Source organism: Larsenimonas rhizosphaerae (assembly GCF_023700005.1).
GTDB classification, from domain to species: Bacteria; Pseudomonadota; Gammaproteobacteria; order Pseudomonadales; family Halomonadaceae; genus Larsenimonas; species Larsenimonas rhizosphaerae.
This window is the reverse complement of sequence record NZ_JAMLJK010000001.1, coordinates 1,717,089-1,737,812: the sequence shown is the minus strand read 5'-3', so window position 1 is coordinate 1,737,812 and position 20,724 is coordinate 1,717,089. Positions and strand designations below refer to the sequence as shown.

14 protein-coding genes are annotated in these 20,724 nt (G+C 55.7%); 8 read left to right on the top strand and 6 right to left on the bottom strand.

Translation table 11 applies throughout. The annotated features are described in order from the left end of the window. The first annotated feature begins 18 nt into the window (after positions 1–18). From NAT21_RS07930 to NAT21_RS07920, 3 genes are all read left to right on the top strand, one after another. Positions 19–549 carry an Hcp family type VI secretion system effector gene (locus tag NAT21_RS07930; RefSeq protein WP_250937031.1) on the top strand — a complete coding sequence of 177 codons (531 nt, stop codon included), beginning with the start codon at positions 19–21 and terminating at the stop codon, positions 547–549. 203 nt (positions 550–752) lie between these two features. Next, positions 753–1,865: a type VI secretion system protein TssA gene (gene tssA, locus NAT21_RS07925; RefSeq protein ID WP_250937028.1), complete on the top strand. Its 1,113-nt coding sequence runs from the start codon at positions 753–755 to the stop codon at positions 1,863–1,865. Between the two features lie 2 nt (positions 1,866–1,867). Beyond that, positions 1,868–3,040 carry a hypothetical protein gene (locus NAT21_RS07920; protein ID WP_250937026.1) on the top strand — a complete coding sequence of 391 codons (1,173 nt, stop codon included), beginning with the start codon at positions 1,868–1,870 and terminating at the stop codon, positions 3,038–3,040. Here the strand turns inward: NAT21_RS07920 and NAT21_RS07915 are convergent. Then, positions 3,031–3,297, bottom strand: a complete 267-nt coding sequence (locus tag NAT21_RS07915; RefSeq protein ID WP_250937024.1) for a PAAR domain-containing protein — start codon at positions 3,295–3,297, stop codon at positions 3,031–3,033. The two genes, NAT21_RS07920 and NAT21_RS07915, sit on opposite strands and share 10 nt — an antisense overlap. A 118-nt stretch (positions 3,298–3,415) precedes the next feature. Here NAT21_RS07915 and NAT21_RS07910 point away from each other — a divergent pair, with 118 nt between their 5' ends. Beyond that, the gene (locus tag NAT21_RS07910; protein ID WP_250937023.1) at positions 3,416–6,217 is read left to right on the top strand and encodes a type VI secretion system Vgr family protein; all 2,802 of its coding nucleotides are present in this window, start codon (positions 3,416–3,418) and stop codon (positions 6,215–6,217) included. Then, the gene (locus NAT21_RS07905) at positions 6,214–8,514 is read left to right on the top strand and encodes a hypothetical protein (protein WP_250937022.1); all 2,301 of its coding nucleotides are present in this window, start codon (positions 6,214–6,216) and stop codon (positions 8,512–8,514) included. Before NAT21_RS07910 ends, NAT21_RS07905 begins: the two co-directional genes overlap by 4 nt. 42 nt (positions 8,515–8,556) lie before the next feature. Here NAT21_RS07905 and NAT21_RS07900 read toward each other — a convergent pair whose 3' ends face one another. The 5 genes from NAT21_RS07900 to NAT21_RS07880 form a co-directional block, all read right to left on the bottom strand. Further along, positions 8,557–9,474: a formylglycine-generating enzyme family protein gene (locus NAT21_RS07900; RefSeq protein WP_250937021.1), complete on the bottom strand. Its 918-nt coding sequence runs from the start codon at positions 9,472–9,474 to the stop codon at positions 8,557–8,559. 416 nt (positions 9,475–9,890) lie between these two features. After that, positions 9,891–10,538 carry a lysophospholipid acyltransferase family protein gene (locus NAT21_RS07895; protein ID WP_250937020.1) on the bottom strand — a complete coding sequence of 216 codons (648 nt, stop codon included), beginning with the start codon at positions 10,536–10,538 and terminating at the stop codon, positions 9,891–9,893. A 9-nt stretch (positions 10,539–10,547) separates the two neighbouring features. Further along, positions 10,548–11,480: a phosphatidate cytidylyltransferase gene (locus NAT21_RS07890; RefSeq protein ID WP_250937019.1), complete on the bottom strand. Its 933-nt coding sequence runs from the start codon at positions 11,478–11,480 to the stop codon at positions 10,548–10,550. After that, the gene (locus tag NAT21_RS07885) at positions 11,473–12,165 is read right to left on the bottom strand and encodes a CDP-alcohol phosphatidyltransferase family protein (RefSeq protein WP_250937017.1); all 693 of its coding nucleotides are present in this window, start codon (positions 12,163–12,165) and stop codon (positions 11,473–11,475) included. Before NAT21_RS07885 ends, NAT21_RS07890 begins: the two co-directional genes overlap by 8 nt. A 1,181-nt stretch (positions 12,166–13,346) precedes the next feature. Continuing rightward, positions 13,347–14,252 carry a formylglycine-generating enzyme family protein gene (locus NAT21_RS07880; RefSeq protein WP_250937014.1) on the bottom strand — a complete coding sequence of 302 codons (906 nt, stop codon included), beginning with the start codon at positions 14,250–14,252 and terminating at the stop codon, positions 13,347–13,349. 240 nt (positions 14,253–14,492) lie between these two features. Between NAT21_RS07880 and NAT21_RS07875 the strand changes: the two genes are divergently transcribed. The 3 genes from NAT21_RS07875 to NAT21_RS07865 are packed head-to-tail and all read left to right on the top strand — an operon-like array spanning position 14,493 to position 20,722. Next, positions 14,493–17,126, top strand: a complete 2,634-nt coding sequence (locus NAT21_RS07875) for a type VI secretion system Vgr family protein (RefSeq protein WP_250937012.1) — start codon at positions 14,493–14,495, stop codon at positions 17,124–17,126. Positions 17,127–17,138: 12 nt separating this feature from the next. Further along, complete coding sequence (locus tag NAT21_RS07870; protein ID WP_250937010.1) at positions 17,139–17,963, top strand: DUF4123 domain-containing protein; 825 nt, start codon at positions 17,139–17,141, stop codon at positions 17,961–17,963. Next, a complete protein-coding gene (locus NAT21_RS07865) occupies positions 17,960–20,722 on the top strand; it encodes a T6SS effector BTH_I2691 family protein (protein WP_250937008.1) in 2,763 nt (920 codons plus the stop codon). The genes NAT21_RS07870 and NAT21_RS07865 overlap by 4 nt, the downstream gene beginning before the upstream one ends. Positions 20,723–20,724 lie beyond the last annotated feature (2 nt).

Here is a 20,724-nt window from a genome sequence, read left to right as displayed (position 1 = left end):
ATAGGAGAACTGGATAACATGGCATTTGATACGTATCTCAAGATCGATGGTATCCCGGGTGAAAGCCTGGATGACAAGCACAAGGACTGGATCGAGCTGCTGAGCTTTGATTTCGGTGCCAGTCAATCCACATCGGCGACGGCAAGCTCCGCCGGTGGTGCATCTGCCGAACGTGTGAACCTGAGCGAATTCCGTGTTCAGAAGTTCATCGACAAGGCTTCTGCCAAGCTGTTTGAAGCCTGCTGCAAGGGCCAGCACATCAAGGAAATCACCATGAACGTCAACCGTGCCGGTGGCGACAAGGTGCGTTACATGGAAGTAAAAATGGAAGAGGTCATTGTCTCCTCGACCAACATGGAAGGTACTTCCGTATCGACCGGCTTCGAGCAGGATCAGAACGAAGACCGTCACGATCTGCCGCATGAAACCATTAAGTTCAACTATGCGCGCATCAAGATCACCTACACCCAGCAGAAACGCTCTGATGGTCAGGGCGGCGGCAACGTCGCTGGCGGCTGGGATCGCACTCGCAACAAGGTCTATTCCTGAGTTCGAGCGCTGTTCGTTGAGAATGACAGGGCGGCACTTGCCATGAGGGCTGCCTGATCGTTCCCTTTGCGCCCGCCAGTTGGCATCAATGATGGCTCTGGTGGGCGTATTGCGTTTTATCAGCCTGTATACTTCATGGTTTTAATACAGTGTGACCTGAAGGATGATATATCCATCAGGTACAAGGGATCAGGAGAGGGGCAATGAATGAACTCGGTGAGCTTTCCGTCGAAGCGCTGCTGGCGCCAATCGATGGCAGCAGTGGCGAAGACCTCACCTTTTCCCTGCTTTTTGACGACATCAAGGAAGCACGTCGTGCCGACCCGGACTATCTCCCACAGGGGGAGTGGCAGACCGAGCTCAAACAGGCTGATTGGGGGTTGGTTATTCGTCTGGCCGGTCAGGCACTGGCCGAGCAAAGCAAGGATATTCAGCTGGCCGGCTGGCTGTGTGAAGGGCTTGCCCATCAAGAAGGATTTGCCGGCGTTCGCTTTGGCCTCCATCTGATGGGGCGGCTGCTCGACGAGTACTGGGAAAGCCTTTACCCCGAGCTTGATGAGGATGACCTCGAAGAGCGCTCTGCTCGATTGGGCTGGTTGAGTGACACGCTGACAGGCGTTGTTCGTACTCTGCCGCTGGTGGCTGGCGAGGGATACGGTCTTGCCGATCATGAGGAGTCTCGTCAGGTCGAAAACCAGGCGCGCAATGATCCTGATGCCATGGACATCGCCCTGAGAGAAGGCAAGATCAACGATGAAATTTTCCAGCGTTCCGTTGTACTCAGCAGTACCGACTTCCTGAAGGACCGCCATGCCAATATCGTCGAAGCACTGACCGGTCTGCACCAATTGGGCAGCATCTGTGATCAGAGATTCGGACGCGATGCCCCCAGCTATGGCGCGTTGCAAAAGGTCATGGATCAGTGCCGAGATCTCACCGAGCGTCTGCTGCGTGACCGCGGCGCGAGTTTTACCAGCGAAAGCGATGAGACGTCGCTCGACGCGCCCATCGTCATATCGGAAGCGGGCGCTGTTGCCCCTTTGAATGAAGCGCCATCAACGTCGGTTGGTACTGCGCCGACCGGGAGCCTTCGCAAGCATCCGCAAAGCCGTGACGAAGCCTTTGAAATGCTCAACGGTGTGGCCCGCTACTTCAAGGAACGCGAACCGCACAGCCCGGTTCCCTATCTGGTTGAGCGTGCCATCAAATGGGGGCGGATGCCGCTTGAAGAGTGGCTCAAGGACGTCATCAAGGATGACGGTGTGATCGACAATATTCGTGATACCCTGGGTACTCAGCAACGGGATGACGACTGATCATGTCTCGCTCTTCGATCTTTGATCTGCTTCATCAGCGCCATCAGGAGGCTGTACCTGTCGTTGAGACGACTGCGCGCAGTGATTACCTGCCCGATCGTCTTCATCTGGTCGATGGTGTGGCGCTGACACCCGCAGGTTTCGTGGCACGTGGCGTGCTGCCTGATGCCATCCCGCCGGAGCTTTCCGAATCCCTCCATGGCCCGGATGGTTATCGTCTGCTGGTGCATCCCATTAAGGATGTCATGCCGTTGGAGGACAACCGCCTCAAGCGGCTGGAGCACAAGGCACATCGGCTGAATGCGCTGGTTCAGACCCTGATGGTCGAAGCCTTGATCATGCTGGAAGCCCTGCCGGAAGGGGCGGGGTTCGATCTGATACTCACACTGCCGATCAGGTCATCTCAGGCTGGCGATATCATACTGGCACAGGCGCGCGAGGCCATCATGGAGACCCAGTATGGAGATCGTCTCGAAAGTGCTCGCCTGGCGCCCTGTCAGGGGGAGCTGCACGATCAAATGGCGGTGCCGGAAGAGGGCGGCGCAGCCTGGGCGCTCTGGCTGAGCGCTGACAGCCTGCTCAATGACGATGATGTGGCACGCCTTGAGGCACGAGGTGTATTGGGGCGCTCGTCAAAAGGGCCAGGCCTGCACCCCGGGGAGGCAGTGAGTGCATTGCTGCTTCAGCGTGTGCTGCCGGATCATGACGCCTTTGATCAGGGCTGGATGATCGAGAAGGCCACAACCTGCCGCCATGAAAAGCGCTCCGAACAGCGTGACTATTATCGCCGTGAGCAGCTTTTCGCTCTGCTCGGTCAGGTCTGGCCCGATAATACCGGCACGCCGCCCGATACCACAGAAAAAAACCAGGCCTTGCCTGTCGCACCGGCATGGCTGGTGGTAGACAGCCTGACACTGCCGGGACGTGCGGTAGAAGCCGGAGGAGCGCTGATGGCCCGCTGGGAAATGCTGGATCTGATTGACGATGGTATCGGGGTAGATATTCACGGCGGATGGCCGGGCGAGGCGATGAGCGCCCTGCAGCTGGTACTGGCCACGGCGCGGCTCAAACAGCACGACTGCGCACTGGTACTGAACATTGCCGATGAAATGCAGAGCCGAGCGCTGGTATTACGGGCCTGTATCGGCCCGACAGTTATGGCGGATCAATTATGACCGTGATCACCATTATGCGAGGAGATCAGCGTGGCGCCACAGGCCGTCTTGTGGCCATGCATGGCCACCGGCTTGCCGTTGACGGTCATGGTCGGGTGCCCTTCGACAATGGCACTGGTGCTGTGGCCGCTTTTCGGGCAGGTCACCTTGTCGCCCACACAGGCCACCGGCTTGCCGTTGAGCAGATAGTTGCTTTGCGCGGTAATCACCTTGCCGCCATGGCTGGTAGCGTCACCCAGTACAACGATGCCTTTCATATGGTCGCAACTCCCCGAAAGGAATGAAGGAAAACGCCCCGGCCCGGGAGCGTTAATGAAGGTTAATTTAGCCACTGCCAGCGGCATGGCACAAGCGGTCAGTGCGAGGGAGGGAGAGATGGCAGCAACTTCATTGATGGAGCGCATTCAGGACGCGTTCGATATCACGTTGTCTCAGTCGCAGCGTCTGCTGCGGCTGGCGCTGCCCGGGACAGCGCTGCTGCCGCATAGGCTGGTGGGCGAGGAACGCGTCAGCACGCCGTTTCGCTATCGCCTCGACTGCGTGGCCCAGCAGGGCGATATCGAACTCACGTCGCTGATGGCCCAGCCCGCGCAGCTGAGCGTTCTGCAGGCTGACGGCAGCACTCGCACCCGCCATGCACTGGTCGAGGAGGCCGCGCTGCTGGGCGAGGACGGCGGCGTCTACTACTACCAGCTCACTCTGGTACCCTGGCTTGCGATGCTCAAACTGGGCCGCGACAGTCGCCTGTTTCAGGATCGCAGCGCGGTCGATATCCTCACCGAGGTGTTTGACGGCCACCTCATTGCCCGCGGCGGCTATCGCTTCGACCTGCGTCGCGAGTACCCGCCGCGCAGCTACTGTGTCCAGTACCGCGAGAGCGACTTCAACTTCATCAGCCGGCTGTGTGAGGAAGAAGGCCTGTGGTATTACTTCGAACACGCCGGGGACGGCGTCAGTGATGACGACGGTGGCGACAACAGTGTCGCCTTCGACGGCCACCGGCTGGTCATCACCGACGACGTCGACACCTGTCCGCCGGTCAGCCCGCAGGCGATCCGCTTTCATCGCCAGGCCGCCACCGAGACCGAGGACGCCCTGAACCAGTGGGGCGCCGCGCGCCGCGCCCAGCCCACCCGCGTCAGCGTCGGCACCTTTGACTACAAGCAGCCCGCGCTCACCAAACGCACCGGACTCGACACCCTCGATGAGCAGGGCAACCTGCCGGCCAGTGAAGTCTACGACTACGCCGGCGAGTACTATTACCACGGCTTTGAGCGCGGCGAACGACTGACCGAGAACCGCCTCGAGGCCCACGAATCGCTGGCCAGGCGCTTCCACGGTGCCGGCGGCGCCCGTCAGCTGCAGGCCGGCCACTGGTTCGAACTCACCCAGCACCCGCTGCACGACACCGGCGGCGAGGCCGAACGGCAGTTCCTGCTGCTGGGCATCACCACGTATGCCGAAAACGCCCTGCCGGTCTCGGCCCATCTCAAACGCCTGCCCGGCAGCCTGCAGGCCGAAATGGACGCCGCCCGCCGCGCCCATGGTCTGGATGAAGATCAAAAGGAAGACGGTGATCAGAGCGCTGAGCTGCTGGACAACTACCGCAGCGCCGGCACCGGCCACTTCCTGGTTGATATCGAGGCCCAGCGCCGCAGCCAGCCCTACCGCCACCCGCTGACCCATCGCCGCCCGGTGCTCGGCGGCCCGCAGACCGCCACTGTGGTGGGGCCTGAAGGCGAGGAGATCCACACCGATCACCTCAACCGGGTGCGCGTCCAGTTCCACTGGGACCGTACGGGTCAGCGCAACGAACAGGCCGGTGTATGGCTGCGGGTCGCCCAGCCCAGTGCCGGCGGCGGCTGGGGTGGAGTGTTCGTGCCCCGTATCGGTCAGGAAGTGCTGGTCGATTTCCTCGAAGGCGACGCCGATCGGCCCCTGATCACCGGGCGCATCTACAACGGCGAGCAGACCCCCGACTGGCACAGCAACGGCCTGCTCTCCGGTATCAAGAGCAAGACCTACCGTGGCAGCAAGTACAACGAACTGGTCTTCGATGACGCTACCGATCAGGAGCGGGTGCGGCTCAACTCCGAGCACTCGAAAAGCCAGCTCAACCTCGGCTACCTGATTCACCAGCACGGCAATCACCGCGGCGCCTTCCGGGGTACCGGCTTTGAGCTGCGCACCGACGCCTATGGCGCCATCCGCGCCAATGAAGGGCTGTATCTCTCCAGCTGGGGCCAGCTCGGCGCCAGTGGCGATCAGCTTGATCTGCGACCGGCCTTTCAGCAGCTCAGCACCGCCCACGAGATGGCCGAATCCCTGAGTCAGAGCGCCGCCGGCCACAACGCCGAGCCACTCGAGAGCAACGAATCCCTTGAAAAGGCCGGAGACGATACCCAGGCTCACTACGGTAACAGTGAAATGCTCGGTGGGGATCAAGGCACTGCCCGCGGCGCCATCGATAGCGGCGGGCGCGGTCAGAGTCCTGGCCTCAAGGCTCCCTGGCTGCACGCCGCCGCCTCGGCCGGCATGACCCTGAGCACCCCGGAATCCACGCACCTGGCCCAGGGGCACTCGCTGGGCGTGACCTCGGGCGAGGATGTGAGCATCGCCACCGGCCGCAGCCTGATCGCGTCAGCTGCAGAGAAACTCTCGCTGTTCGTACAAAACGCCGGCATCAAGCTGCTTGCCGCCCGCGGCAAAATCGACCTGCAGGCCCAGTCCGACAATCTGGAAGCCACCGCCCGCCACAACGTCGACGTCACCTCCAGCGATCAGAAGATCGATCTCGCCGCCGCCGAGGAGATCCTGCTGGTCAGCGGCGGCGCCTACGTACGCCTCAAGGGTGGCAATATCGAGATTCATGCGCCAGGCAAGGTGGACATCAAGGGCGCGAGCAAGAGCTTTACGGGGGGGACGAGCCAACCCATGGCTTTTGACAAGCTTCCAGAGCAGGAGGGCCCCTACGAGCAGTACTTTTTCCTGACCGATAAACAATCGGGCGAGGCACTGCCCTATGCTTCTTACCGGATTGAAACTGCCGAAGGCAGGGTATTTGAAGGGCGGGCTGACGGTGAAGGAAAAACCGGCAAGATAATGACCCGTACCTCACAACAGCTAAAAGTGACGATCCTGGATCGTTTCGATGATGCAGAAGGCAGCCTGTCATGACCAGTTCTACCGCTACTGCCCATGGACAATCTCAAACAAGAATATGTGCCGATGGGGCTCGGGCATCGAATGAGCCTGCTGCTCAGATGTTCTACATGACAGGCAAAAACACCATTCTATTGGTGCCTCAGGAAGCCATGTGTTCGTTCAGCAATGAATTGAGAACACTGGAGGCTCTGGTCGATGCACAACAGGAAGCGATGGCAAATCTGAAATATTGGCAAAATAGATACATCGCCTATATCCATGGCAGCTATTTCAAGCCCGGAGAGCGGCCGGATATCGATCGTGCCGGAGGCGTTGGGAACCAGGGCTCGGTCGCGATTCAGGTTCAACTGGCACGCAGGGCGCTCAATCAGGCCAACGCACAATTCAATGACGTGATCGATTCACTGACTGCCCCGGATGATGAGAGCAACAATATTGTAGAGCTTGTCGCGCTTCAGCGCCGAGGGGCCAGTGAATCTTCGGCCGGATTTCGGATGGGATACGTCAGAGCCAGCAAAATTTCTCCCGACTGGGAAAGATACCCTTTAGCGTCGGCATCCGACGATGAAGTGTTGAATGAGCATGGCCGAGTGGACTGGGCAACGCTGGATGCTCAGCTCAAGGCGCTACCGGGCAAGATGGAAGGACGTAATGACTGGGTCGACGGCTGGCTGGCGCTGGAAGACCAGGAAAAGGAGCTGTTCCACTGGAGCGAAGCAATCAACAGAAACCTTGAATTGAACGCTGAAACCCAGTCCGGTGGCGATCATGAGTCAGGCGCCATAAAGGTGGCGCTCAATAATGAGGCGCAACTGATGCGCTGGACCCACGGTGCCAGCGGTATCTCCATCAACGCGAGCCCTTTTGAGGGCAAGGGCACTATCAAGGCCAGCGGGCATGCCTCACTGATGCTGGCACAGGCCAAAAGCGAAATTCACTGCTATGAGCCACCCGGCGGCTACATGATGCAGTTTCAGCTCCCTAGCAGAGAAGACGATGACTCATCAGCAATGCAGCTGATTGATCTGGGCATGCTGCGCTCTCATGTCATTCTGGCCTCCGAGGGACGTGTGGGCGCCAGTCTTGCTGCCGAATTGAATATCGAGGCCGATCTCAGCAGTCCCAACGGCAGAACAGCGGGCATCAGAGGCACACTGGACCCCAATGGCTTGCCTGGTATGCAGCGAGTCGACATGTCGACAAGTGATGACGAAGACGATGCCGACGGCAATCAGATTCGGGCCTTCGCAGGCGCCGAACTGGAGTGCACGGTGACCGGTCAGATCGAATGGAAAAACCCGGAGGTCGATGAGTTTCGACCTTTCGGAAAATTGGCGCCGCAGTTGACCGCACAGGCCGGCGGGGGATTTGAAGGGGGGCTGCAGATTGGTTATAGGCAAGGCAAGTTTACCTTTATGGCCAAGGCAGGTTTTTGTTGGGGCGTAGGTGCCAAGGGAAAGGTTTCGGGAGAAGTCGACAAGGATCTGGTGCTGGAATTTATCAAGTGGACAGCTTATCAACTCAGACATGTCAATTTTCAACGCTTAGATTTTATAGGTGCAGAAGCATTTCAAGCCATATCTAATTTGGTCTATTTGGTTATAATTACAGGAGAACAAGTCGAAAATTTCTTGGATGAAACTGCGGCGGCTATATCTATAACGGCTCAAGAAAAATATGAGGAAATAAAAGCCAGTATAGAAAGAGGTATCGAAAGAGGGGAGTTGACATCCCGAATTAATGCAGACCCAGATGTCTTGAAATATGCTTCACCAGAAGCTAAAGGTGCCCTTCTTTATCTACTAACAACTAGCACTATTGTCGATGAAATGGATTGGCGTAATGCAGCATCTCCTTTCGACCGTGATGCTTGGCGTTTTGGCGCTTTACCTAACAGAAAAAGAGCTATTATTCGGGTTTTCGAGTGGGTGCAATCAAAAGCTGAGTTTGATTGTGTGATGGAGAGAGTGGCACCGGCCATTACAGTAACCGAGCTATCTTCGGGAGACAAAAAAGTCCGCAAAAAGGAAGGGGAAGAGAAAATATACGGCTTTCTCGGTATGGGAGAAAGAGAGCGAATTGAAAGCTTGCCTGAATTTTCGAAACTTTACACTAGTGATTACGGTAATGACCTCCGAAGAATATATGAGGACCTTCCAGAAGTGGCTCCCAAAGGGGATCGTATGGTGAGTAATCGAGTAGAGGAATATTTTACGCAGATAGAACAAAAGGTTACGCCAAATTTCTATACGCCCTGCAACAATTCTACTGATATTATATTTTTACCTAATAAGATGATGGTGTCTTAGGTATCAAATGCGGGTGGGCAAGTTATTTGCCCACCCGCATTTTTATTTTTCTATATCTTTGGAATTAGATGTGCACCGGAATGAAAAAGTTATAGGCGTATTTTTGGATTCCAGTTTTGGATCGGCACGATAACGCTCAATAGTTAATGCTCCTCCCTGTCCATCACCATGGGGTAATCCTCTTACAACTTTTTCTTTACCATTTTTAGGCCCCTTGGGATTTTTTTCGGGAGAGCTTTGGTAATAGTCAGCTTGGTACCAGTCAGAGACCCATTCGTATCCATTGTCACTCATCTGGTATAGTCCGAGCGGGTTCGGTGGGTACATGTCGACGGGATAGGGTGCGAGATTACTAAAGTCACCTGCGTTGGTAGTTTTCGCTACTTCATTTGTAGTTGGTATGCTTTTTCCTTTTTCAAGTGTACCTGTATTTGTGCCATAGGCTATGAACTTGCCACCTGACCTCGCTGCATATTCCCATTGAGCCTCGGTAGGTAATGCAAAAGGCAATGAAGTTTCGGCGGCTAGCCAACTGCAGTAATCACGGGCCTGTTGCCAATTGACGCCAGCAGGTACGTTAGGGTGCCTGAACTGCATCTCAACTTTACTGGTATTATTGATTTTTTCTCGATCGGTCGCCGCCGTGAAGACGTCATAATCCGCATAGGTGACCTTGGTCGGCGACATGTAAAAGGTATCGAGTGTGACCTTGTGCAGCGGTTTGTTGTCTTCGTCAGCACTGTAGGGCAGGCCCTTGTCGCTACCGGTCAGGTTGGGATCGATTGGCCCGAAGTCTCCCATCTGAAAGGAACCGCCTTCCACAAGAATCATGTTGTCTTTCGTCTTTTGAATTAGATCCTTGACGGCCTGTGAGTTTTCTTCGCTGTCAGCCTGGCTGCCATTGCAAGCTGTCATGCCCAGTGCCAGTAGTGATATAAAAGCGGTTCTACTGCGCAACATTAGAAATTCCCTCGCATCTTTTACTAGAAACGACAATCCTGCCACAGAAATTCTCATTTAGTGATTGTTTCACTATCAGAATTTTACCTGGAAAGAGCAGTTGGCCCTCAACCCTAGTGCCGGCGGCTGGGATGGAGTGTTCGTGCCCCAACCGGCATGACCCTGAGCACCCCGGAATCCACCCATCTGGCCCAGGGGCACTTGCTGGGCGTGACGCGAGAGAGGATTTGAGCATGATTGCCTCGGTTGTAGAGAGACTCTCAATGTTCGTACAGAGCGCCGGCCTAAAGGCTTTTCTTCGGGTATGGGGAGAAAAAATTCAAGCGAATAAAGCGCAGGATGAGTGATTCTGTAGCAATTTTTTGCACAGCTTTTTTATTTGCATCGCTTCCACTTACGAGTCGGTATTCACACTACTACCATTTATCAAACCAGGCACTAGCTCGGCACTGCTCAACAAGCGCTTCAAAAGCGGCTTCAAGTGAGCTCATGAAGACAGCGCAGTCGTTATCAACGTGCATCTGCTCACCCACGGCCACATCGCAATTGCGGGGCACCAGCAGCGCCTCGCCTTTGGGGAGCGCCCGACCCAAACCTCTCAGCATAACCGGGGTCAGGGGGATCTCTGCGCTTTCCTTGAGCAAATGAAAGATTCCTTTTTTCAGCGGCTGCATGGTTTCGGGTATGCCCCGACTACCCTCTGGAAAGAGAATAAGGATGTCACCAGCCGCCAGAGCTTCATGACAATCGGCCATTAGATCTCTCCCCACATGTCCGTCACGATGAATTGGAATGATGTCAAGTACACGAGTCGAAAACCAGGCCAGCCAGCGGTTGGCAAGAAAATAGTCCGCTGCCGCCACCGGCCTCACGCGAGCCAGGTCCCGCAAGGGAAATAGACTCATCAATACCAGTGTGTCTAGATGGCTATTGTGGTTTGCGACCAGCACGTGTGGCCCCCTTCGCGGGAGTCGTTCGCGATGGAATACATTGAGACCGATGACGAAGATGATTAATGGCCTCACGATCAGAAGGAAAAAGAGCACTTTCAGCCAGCGTTGCATGGCGACACCTTAATAAGCGACGTAGCGGTAGAAATGAAAGAAAATTGGTGCTGTATAGATGATGCTATCGAGCCGATCGAGAATCCCGCCGTGGCCCGGAATGAGCTGCCCGGTATCCTTGATATTTAGATCGCGCTTGACTGAAGAGATGACAACGTCACCGAAAAATCCGCATACGGCGATGATCGCACCCGCTGCCAGCGACAGCGGCCAGGACATTCCTGTCAGGTAGGGACCGGCCATGCCAGCACAGAGCGTCACTGTCATCACCCCACCCAGAAAACCACCCCAGGTTTTGTTGGGGCTTACTTTGGGAAGGATCGCTCGCTTACCGATCTGCTTGCCCCACACGTACTGACACACATCGTTGAACTGTGTTATGAAAAGTACAAATAGTACGGGTCCCAGATACCCTGCTGCGGGATTAAGCACGGGTAGCGTCAGCAACGCTGCGAGATGGCTGATTGAATAGATCGCCAGCATCACCATCCAGTGTATTACACCCGCTGCGCGAATGAAGCCCACGCTATCGCCCAACAGCAGCATACGTACCGGTAGAAACAAGAAGACGTAAACCGGCACGAAGACGCTGAACATTCCGTACCAATCATGCCACACCCACAGGTACTGCATTGGAATTGCGAGGTAGGCCCAGAACAGTACGCGACGATCCACTAGCCGTGTTGGCACGATCGAGAAAAATTCCTTGAGCGCTAGATAACTGAGACAGGCGAAAAAGACAATACCTGCATTTCGACTTGAAAGCAGGACCACAAACAACAGACCAAGCATCCACCACCAGGACCTAATACGTTGTTTGAGCTCGAGGTTATCTTGTGCTGGACGGCGTTGATCGAGAAATATACGGGTGAGGCTGGCGAGACAGAGCAGCCCAAGTATCGCGATAACTACGGTTTCAACGTGCGGCGCAATCTCAAACATCGTGCCCGCCCTCGGATAAGCCTTCGTTAGCCTCCTCGAAGTGTGCATGAATCTGCCGCGTACGACGGACAATGGTCCAGGCACTACCGGCGGCGATGATACCCACTGCGAGCAGTAGTACGATACCTTTTTGCCAAAGATAGGGTTCGAGCATGCTGAACAAACAGGCGCCACTGAGCAGCGCCATGCGGTGTTGCTTTGCCATAGGGCCCGAGAAGCGCATCGGCGCCCCCATCGAGGCGCCAAGTACGCGAACGTATGCCGTCATGACGGCCAGAATCGCGGCCAGCCAGCCCATCCATGGGCCAAGGCTCCAGAAGGCTCCTGAGGCGTAGCCGGCAGCTACGAGTAAAAGTGCATCTGCCGCTCGGTCCGGCATGTCATTGTAGAGTTCCCCGGCCAGGGTCGAACGTCCCCCCTCCACGGCGACCATACCGTCGAAGAGATTACACAAAAGCCGACCCTGGATACCCAGGATGACGAGCAGGGGTAGAAGCCACTGCATTCCGCCGGATGCATGACGCCAGAATACCAGTATTAGTGCAGCAGCAGCGGCGAAGCCGATACTTGCAAGCGAGATCTGGTTAGGCGTGAAACCACGTTGATTAAGCCAGGCCGCGGTACGCTGCGCAAGGCAATTTTCACGGCTCTTGATAGGGCGCCGATGTAGGCTGGAAGGTGGCAAGGTAGAACTCCTGAAAGCCTCGGTTAATGGGATACTTTGCAATGGTTAAACAGTGGCGTACTCGCCAGGCAACCCACTGGCAGTCATCCAGGCAAAGATGCAGTACCAGCTGCCTCGTAGCAGTATCGCGGCTAACACAGTGGGTATAGATGTTCAGTCCGAAGATCTTCTGGTCTGTTTGCATTGCCGCTCTTTATTAGGCGAGGTGACATTAATAAAGGCTCATGGGCGTAAAGTCCATAGTAAAAAAAGATATTTATTTTCCAGCGATCCAGTAGGCTGGAAAGGCGATTGATATCTAATTATTGTTATTTAAATATTGGGTTCTTTTTTATAAATATAGTTATATAAATCGATTATCAGACTCCTTTTGGCGTCCTGATTTAATTTTTAGTCAATGTGTTATTAATTTAATTGGGGGCGCTGCGATCGTGACTAATATCCTGGTTGCATCACTGGCGGATGGTCATATCGTAAACTCCAAAAAGCTCCGCTAATGTAGATCTCGAGATAAGTGCGGAAACAATTTTATCTTCAGCGGTTGAATACCCGTTATTACAAGCCTGGCCAGCAGCTTCAGGGCCATGGTGATGCTGTCCTGTATCGAGCGCTGCATGCGAGCTGACTTTTCAAGCAGAATTTGGTGTGCAATAACGTGCCTTGAGTGCCGACCTGCCATGTTGCATATGTTTAAATTAGCCGTGTTGCGACAGGGCCTGGAGGAACCTTGGTCTGGCCCATGAGCGTTGCTGCGCGAGATAACAAACCTCAGGTCAGGTTGCAGGAAAGGGGGCAGGAAGATGTACAGTGACTGAGCTATCTGCGGCGGACAAAAAGTCCGCCAAAAGGAAGGAGAGGGGAAAGTATATGGCTTTCTCGGTATGGGGAAAAGGATCGAATCGAAAGTTTGCCTGGACTTTCGAAAATTTACACTAGCGATTACGGCAACGACCTTCGAAGAATATATCAGGACCTCCCGGAGGTGGCTCCCAAGGGAGATCGCATGGTAAGTAATCGAGTGGAATAATACTTTACGCAGGTTCAACAGCGAGTTGCACCGGGATTTTACAAGCCTTGTAATAATTCGGCAGAAGTTATCTGCTTGCCTGGCAAAACTACCACTATGGTGGCCTGAATATAAAAAGAAGGGGTGTTTTTCATGTTCATCTACCCACTGATATTTATTTTTCCATGGCTTCGGAACTTACGACGCAGCGAAAGGAATACTCTGTATGTAGAGAATATTCACCTATGTCGGGACGCACATGATAACGCTCTATCGTTAGAGCGCCTCCCCAGCCCTCTCCGCGCGGTAAACCTCTTACGACCTTTTCATTTCCACTTTCAGGCCCTTGAGGATTTTTTTCAGGAGAAGCCTGATACCAATCAGATACCCACTCTCTACCGTTATCTCCCATTTGATAAAAACCAAGCTTGTTAGGTGGATAAAGCGTCACAGGGTAAGGCGCTAGATTACTTCTTATGCCCGTATGTGTTGCCTTGTCTACATCATACCTGGTTGGAATACTTTTACCCTTTTCAAGCGTGCCGGTGCTGGTACCGTAAGGTATGAACTGTCCTCCTGACCGTGCCGCGTATTCCCACTGAGCTTCGGTAGGTAATGCAAAAGGCAAGGACGTTTCGTCGGCCAGCCAGCTGCAGTAATCATGGGCCTGTTGCCAATCGACACCGGCAGGAACATTGTCCTGACGGAACTGCATTTCGAACTCATTCGTCGTGTTGATCCTTTCCCGACCGGTTGCCGCCGTGAAGACATCGTAATCGGCATAGGTGACCTTGGTCGGCGACATGTAAAAGGTATCGAGTGTGACCTTGTGCAGTGGCTTGTTATCTTCGTCAGCACTGTAGGGCAGGCCCTTGTCGCTGCCTGTCAAATTGGGATCAATTGGCCCGAAGTCCCCCATCTGGAAAGAGCCACCTTCGACAAGGATCATGTTGTCTTTCGTCTTCTGGATCAGATCCTTGACGGCTTGTGAGTTTTCTTCGCTGTCAGCCTGGCTGCCATTGCAGGCGGTCAGGCCCAGTGTCAGTAGCGAGACAAAGACGGTTTTACTGTGCAACATCATGAATCTCCTCACATACTCTCGGAACAATAATCCTGTCACAAACCAGTTGTGCCGTAGTGCTGGTTGAGAAGCCAAAAAGTATGGCATTAGTGTGCAATAACGTGCCTTGAATGCCGACCTTCCATACTGCATATGTTAAATTAGCCGTGTTGCGACAGGGCCTGGAAGAACATTTGCCTGGCCCATGAGCGTTGCTGCGCGAGATAACGAGCCTCAGGTTGCAGGAAAGGGTACAGGAAGATGTCAGATTCGCTACTGGATAGTTTACTGGAACAGTTCGATATCACGCTGTCTCAGTCGCAGCGTCTGCTGCGGCTGGCGCTGCCCGGGACAGCGCTGCTGCCGCATAGGCTGGTGGGCGAGGAGCGCGTCAGCACGCCGTTTCGCTATCGCCTCGACTGCGTGGCCCAGCAGGGCGATATCGAACTCACGTCGCTGATGGCCCAGCCCGCGCAGCTGAGCGTTCTGCAGGCTGACGGCAGCACTCGCACCCGCCACGCGCTGGTCGAGGAGGCCGCGCTGCTGGGCGAGGACGGCGGCGTCTACTACTACCAGCTCACTCTGGTACCCTGGCTTGCGATGCTCAAACTGGGCCGCGACAGTCGCCTGTTTCAGGGCCGCAGTGCGGTCGATATTCTCACCGAGGTGTTTGACGGCCACCCCATCGCCCGCGGCGGCTATCGCTTCGACCTGCGTCGCGAGTACCCGCCGCGCAGCTACTGCGTCCAGTATCGCGAGAGCGACTTCAACTTCATCAGCCGGCTGTGTGAGGAAGAAGGCCTGTGGTATTACTTCGAACACGCCGGGGACGGCGTCAGTGATGACGACGGTGGCGACAACAGTGTCGCCTTCGACGGCCACCGGCTGGTCATCACCGACGACGTCGACACCTGTCCGCCGGTCAGCCCGCAGGCGATCCGCTTTCATCGCCAGGCCGCCACCGAGACCGAGGACGCCCTGAACCAGTGGGGCGCCGCGCGCCGCGCCCAGCCCACCCGCGTCAGCGTCGGCACCTTTGACTACAAGCAGCCCGCGCTCACCAAACGCACCGGACTCGACACCCTCGATGAGCAGGGCAACCTGCCGGCCAGTGAAGTCTACGACTACGCCGGCGAGTACTATTATCACGGCTTTGAGCGCGGCGAACGGCTGACCGAGAACCGCCTCGAGGCCCACGAATCGCTGGCCAGACGCTTCCACGGTGCCGGCGGTGCCCGTCAGCTGCAGGCCGGCCACTGGTTCGAACTCACCCAGCACCCGCTGCACGACACCGGCGGCGAGGCCGAACGGCAGTTCCTGCTGCTGGGCATCACCACGCATGCCGAAAATGCCCTGCCGGTCTCGGCCCATCTCAAACGCCTGCCCGGCAGCCTGCAGGCCGAAATGGACGCCGCCCGCCGCGCCCACGGGCTTGATGAGGATCAGGACGACAACCTCGAGGTGCTGGACAACTACCGCAGCGCCGGCACCGGCCACTTCCTGGTTGATATCGAGGCCCAGCGCCGCAGCCAGCCCTACCGCCACCCGCTGACCCATCGCCGCCCGGTGCTCGGCGGCCCACAGACCGCCACCGTGGTCGGCCCGGCTGGTGAGGAGATCCACACCGACCACCTCAACCGGGTACGTGTCCAGTTCCACTGGGATCGCCAGGGCCAGCGCAACGAACAGGCCGGCGTATGGCTGCGGGTCGCCCAGCCCAGCGCCGGCGGCGGCTGGGGTGGGGTGTTCGTGCCCCGCGTCGGCCAGGAAGTACTGGTCGATTTCCTCGAAGGCGACGCCGATCGGCCCCTGATCACCGGGCGCATCTACAACGGCGAGCAGACCCCCGACTGGCACAGCAACGGCCTGCTCTCCGGCATCAAGAGCAAGACCTACCGTGGCAGCAAGTACAACGAACTGGTCTTCGATGACGCCACCGATCAGGAGCGGGTGCGGCTCAACTCCGAGCACTCGAAAAGCCAGCTCAACCTGGGCTACCTGATCCACCAGAACGGCAACCACCGGGGCACCTTCCGCGGCACCGGCTTTGAGCTGCGCACCGATGCCTATGGCGCCATCCGCGCCAACGAAGGCCTCTATCTTTCCAGCTGGGGTCAGCTCGGTGCCAGCGGCGATCAGCTTGATCTCTCCCCTGCGCGAGATCAGATCCAGAGCGCCTGGAACCTGTCCGACACGCTCAGCCAGAGCGCGGCGGATCACAACGCCGAACCTTTCGACACCTTGGAAGGCCTGAAGCAGGCCGGAGATGACGCCGATGACCGCTACGGCAACAGCGAACAGATCGCTGATGCCGATCAGAATAGTGCCCGTGGTGCCAGCGAGTCCGGCGGGCGAGGCGAATCCGCCCGCATGAAGGCGCCGTGGCTGCATATGGCCTCGCCGGCCGGCATCACCATGAGCACGCCTGAATCTACCCACCTGGCACAAGGGCGCTCGCTGAGCGTCTCGACCGGCGAAGACATGAGCATCGCCACCGGGCGCAGCCTGATCGCCTCCATCTCCGAGAAACTCTCGCTGTTTGTCTATCGCGCCGGCATCAAACTCTTTGCGGCAAAGGGCAAGGTGGAAGTGCAGGCTCAGAGTGATGACATGGCGCTCACCGCACAGAAGGATGTAAAGATTACCTCTACCGAAGGGCGGGTACAGATCAATGCCGCCAACGGCATTCTGCTCAGCAGTGGTGGTGGGTATATCCGCATCGAGGGCGGTAACGTCGAAATCCACGGCCCCGGCAATATTGATGTGAAGGGCGCGCAGCACGTGTTTGATGGCCCAGCGAGCATGGATATGGCGATGCCGGAGCTGCCGGAAGGTAGTGACTGCCAGACCAAACATGCAGGGGCCGCCAGCAAGGGATCATCCTTTGTCGGATGACAGGCTTAAAACATGACCACGTGGTTACTGCATGATCATCTCAATGGCTCACTGGATATAAAGGAAGGGGTCGAATTCGCTGGTGCGCTTGCGCCTCGTCAGCGCAGTGATCTGCACGCGCTGACTCCACATCTTTATCGACTCGATGAGCATGCTTTAGACGCAATAAGGGAGCAGACCAATCGGAGATGGCAGCACAAGCTGCCCCCCGTGGTCTGCGCCATCCTGCACGCGGATACTGACGCCCGGATACTGCGCGAGCAGTTGAGCCGTTTTTGCCTGTTTGGAGTTCAGAAAGGGCAGACAAGGTATTGCCGCTATTTTGACCCACGAGTCATGACCCATCTTCGATGGATTTTGACCAATGGTCAGCTTCATTCCCTGTTAGGACATATTCAGCACTGGGAGCTGATGGACTCGAACGGCCAGTGGATTGTGACGTCTCCACCCGAGTCGAGTGCAGGGCGGATGATACGCCTGATACTGGATGAACAGCAGCGTCGTTACCTTGAACTACTGCCCGCCATTCGTGAATGTCTGAAGCATTGGCGCGCCATGTATCCAGACAAGCTGCGGGATGATGCCGAGGCGGGCCCCCATCTTGCCCATCGGTTTGATCGTGCCCAGGCACTGGGTCTGGGGGATATGAAGGACTGTCTGGCACTGGTGCTCCATGAGGTGCTGGTGCATCCCAGGGTTACGGACCACCCAAAAGTCGCTTCTGTCATCAGCGCGGTAAAGGAAGGCGCTTCCTATCAGAGAACGACAGCACACTGGTCGCCGGAAGACTGGCAGACCATTCAGAAACAGTTGAATGCAGAGGGCAGGGTCACATGAGTTCTACACCCGATATCAGTGCCATTGTGGGGGGCGCCAGCAGTCAGGTTGCGACGACCCCATCGGCTGCTACCGGCTCAGGTGGCTGTGATGATTGTACAATGTGCGAGAAATCACCCGGCCTGGTGATTCTGCCTGTACGTTACTCGGCCATTGCCGAGAGCCATGCCCATGGAATTCATGGTTTGACACCGATTTCACAGGGCGACCCGTTTGGAGAGGGCGTGCTGGATAAATCCATGCAGCGTGCCAGGTACATCCTGCGCTGCATGCGTCAGGGCTATTTTTATCTGCATTTCCCGAGTGGCGACGCCGAAGGCGCCACCTGGCGAAAATATTCGGTCACCAGCGACAGCAACTTTATTCCGCTGCCTCTTGATGCGCCTCTTCCCGATATTGAAAAAAATCAGGCCTGTCGTCGTTCAAGTGACTGGCAGATGGCGCGCTGTGTCACCATCAGCACACCGGAAGACGTCTCGGAAGCCTGGCTGGCCTTTTCAGATACAAACTGGGATGAAAGCATTCGCAACCGGGTGGCGCAGGATCCATCAAAGCGTATGCAATTCCTGTCTCCCGCCCAGTGCATTGGTGGAGGCGCGGGGCAGCCTCATACCGCACCGCTGTCAGAACTGACCAATTGGGTCAGCGAATATCGTTCTCTTGCATCACGTTCCTTTAACAGTACGGTGGCCGATCTGGACGATGATCAGAACACAGCCACCTTTGAATCCGTCTATCCGTTCCACTGGCGCGCCTTCGAAGCCGACGATTTGGTCGAGACGGCCGAAAGAAAGTCAAACGGGCGCGCTATCGTGTTTGCAACCCATGACCCGCGGGGCATTACCGTCGAGCTTAACGCCGAGCAGATTCAGGCCGTGGCAGCATCGCTGCAGCGCCATAGCTGGCGTATTGCCTCGTGGGAGGGCATACAGGCCATTAAGAATACGGTCGAGATCACAGCGGAGTCTGTCTATAGAAACGGTATCGCCGAAAATCAGTCGATGATACTGAATGTGCCTGAAACAAGACTACGTGAGGCACAGAGAAAGATTGATAATGGTACGGCTACAGATGCCGACAGGCAGACGGTTTTGGAGATGCAGGAACTGCTGGCGAGTACTATGGCGAGTAACCAGCAGCAATATCTCAGTCAGGGTACTATTCAGGCTCACCGCAAGCGGGCTTGGCGTAGTACACGAAATGATGTCTGGTTTGGTATCTTCGAGGATAATGACGAATACTTGAAGATGTCAGATGAGGAAATCGCGCAGGACTTTAAATCGCAGGTATCTACTGCTTTATATAACGAACAAGAAACGGTTCATACTCCGATCTCTGAAGACCATGCCAAATGGCTGGGCTCCATTTCACTTAAAAACTGCTTCGAGTTTGACTATAAGGATGATGATCTGGACTCTGGTACGCATTATGTCGAGCATTTTATTGAGTGCCTACATGATGCAGCAGACCGGGCCGAATGCGAGAAGTTGATTCAGGAATGGGTCGAGCAGCCCGATTTGGACGATACCTCTAACCTGTTGATGCGTAGCCTAGTGTGGAACCAGGTTGCGCATGTTGCCATCGTCAAGGATCTAGAAAACACGGTAATCACTGCCAGCAACGCGCAAACAGCAATGGACAAGATAAATAGCGCCTGGGCGGCTAGCCGGAAATATATGTTCAACCCGGAAGCTTCCGAGGAAGCTGCTAAAAATATTTTCTCGCAGCTGCTATATCAGACAGGCGCGCCGGTGGCCAAGTTTCTTTCCCGTCAACTCGATTCGGCAGCCATGAATGTTTACGTTGCCGCGTCAATGCTGGCCACAGGACGACTGATGCTGCAGCGTCCATTGGCAGGTACGCCTGAACAGCATCTCAACTGGCTTACTGCTCAGATGAGAGACCGTATTCCTCGCAATAAGCGTCCTAGCGCTAACCAAATGCGTCGCGTGGCTCGCGCTTGGCTTAAGGCTGGCGGCTCTGAACCGATGATTCGTGTCCCTAACATCATTCTACTGGATGACAAAGCGCTTCGACAGGTGGCAGATGGCAGTGGTGGAGGCCGAGCTGCGCAAGCCAGGCTGCTAAATTCGAGTCAACCTATTATTCTCACTGCCGAGAACATTCGCGAGACTGCATTGCCTAAGTTTCAAGCGTTCGTCAATAGTGACGCTCGTATAGCGGCTGTGGGGCTACTGTTTAGTACAGTATCTACATTGTTTGCGCGAGACGCCATGCAAGACGCTGATGTGTTTGCTGATGAAGAAGCCGCGGGGCGCTATTATGCCAGCGGCGTTGGGTTGATCGGTGGCGTCTTGAATACTGCTGAAACAGGTATACAGCGGGCAGTTGCTGTTAATAGCATCAGCACGACTAGTCAAGAAAGTGCGTTGGCACGGGCAAAATGGTATGGACGTTTTGGGCGTTTCCTTGGTGCCGGAGCCGCTTGGGGGTTTGCGTATTATGACGCCAAAAATGCAATTGAAAATGCTAAAAAAGGTAATTGGATAATGATGATTCTATATGGCGTTTCAGCTGGCTTAAACGCCATATTGGGTATAATGTCTATTTTTGTTAAATTTCTGTCTGGTTGGGCTGGGCTGATATTTATGATCGCACTAGGTGTCGCTCTGCTGATAGAGGCAGTTAAAGATAGTGACGCGCAAAATTGGTTGAAACATTGCTTCTACGGTAGCGAAAATCGCTGGCCTAGTGTCAAGATAAGTGACAAAGAACTACAGAAGGTATTGGAAAACTGATC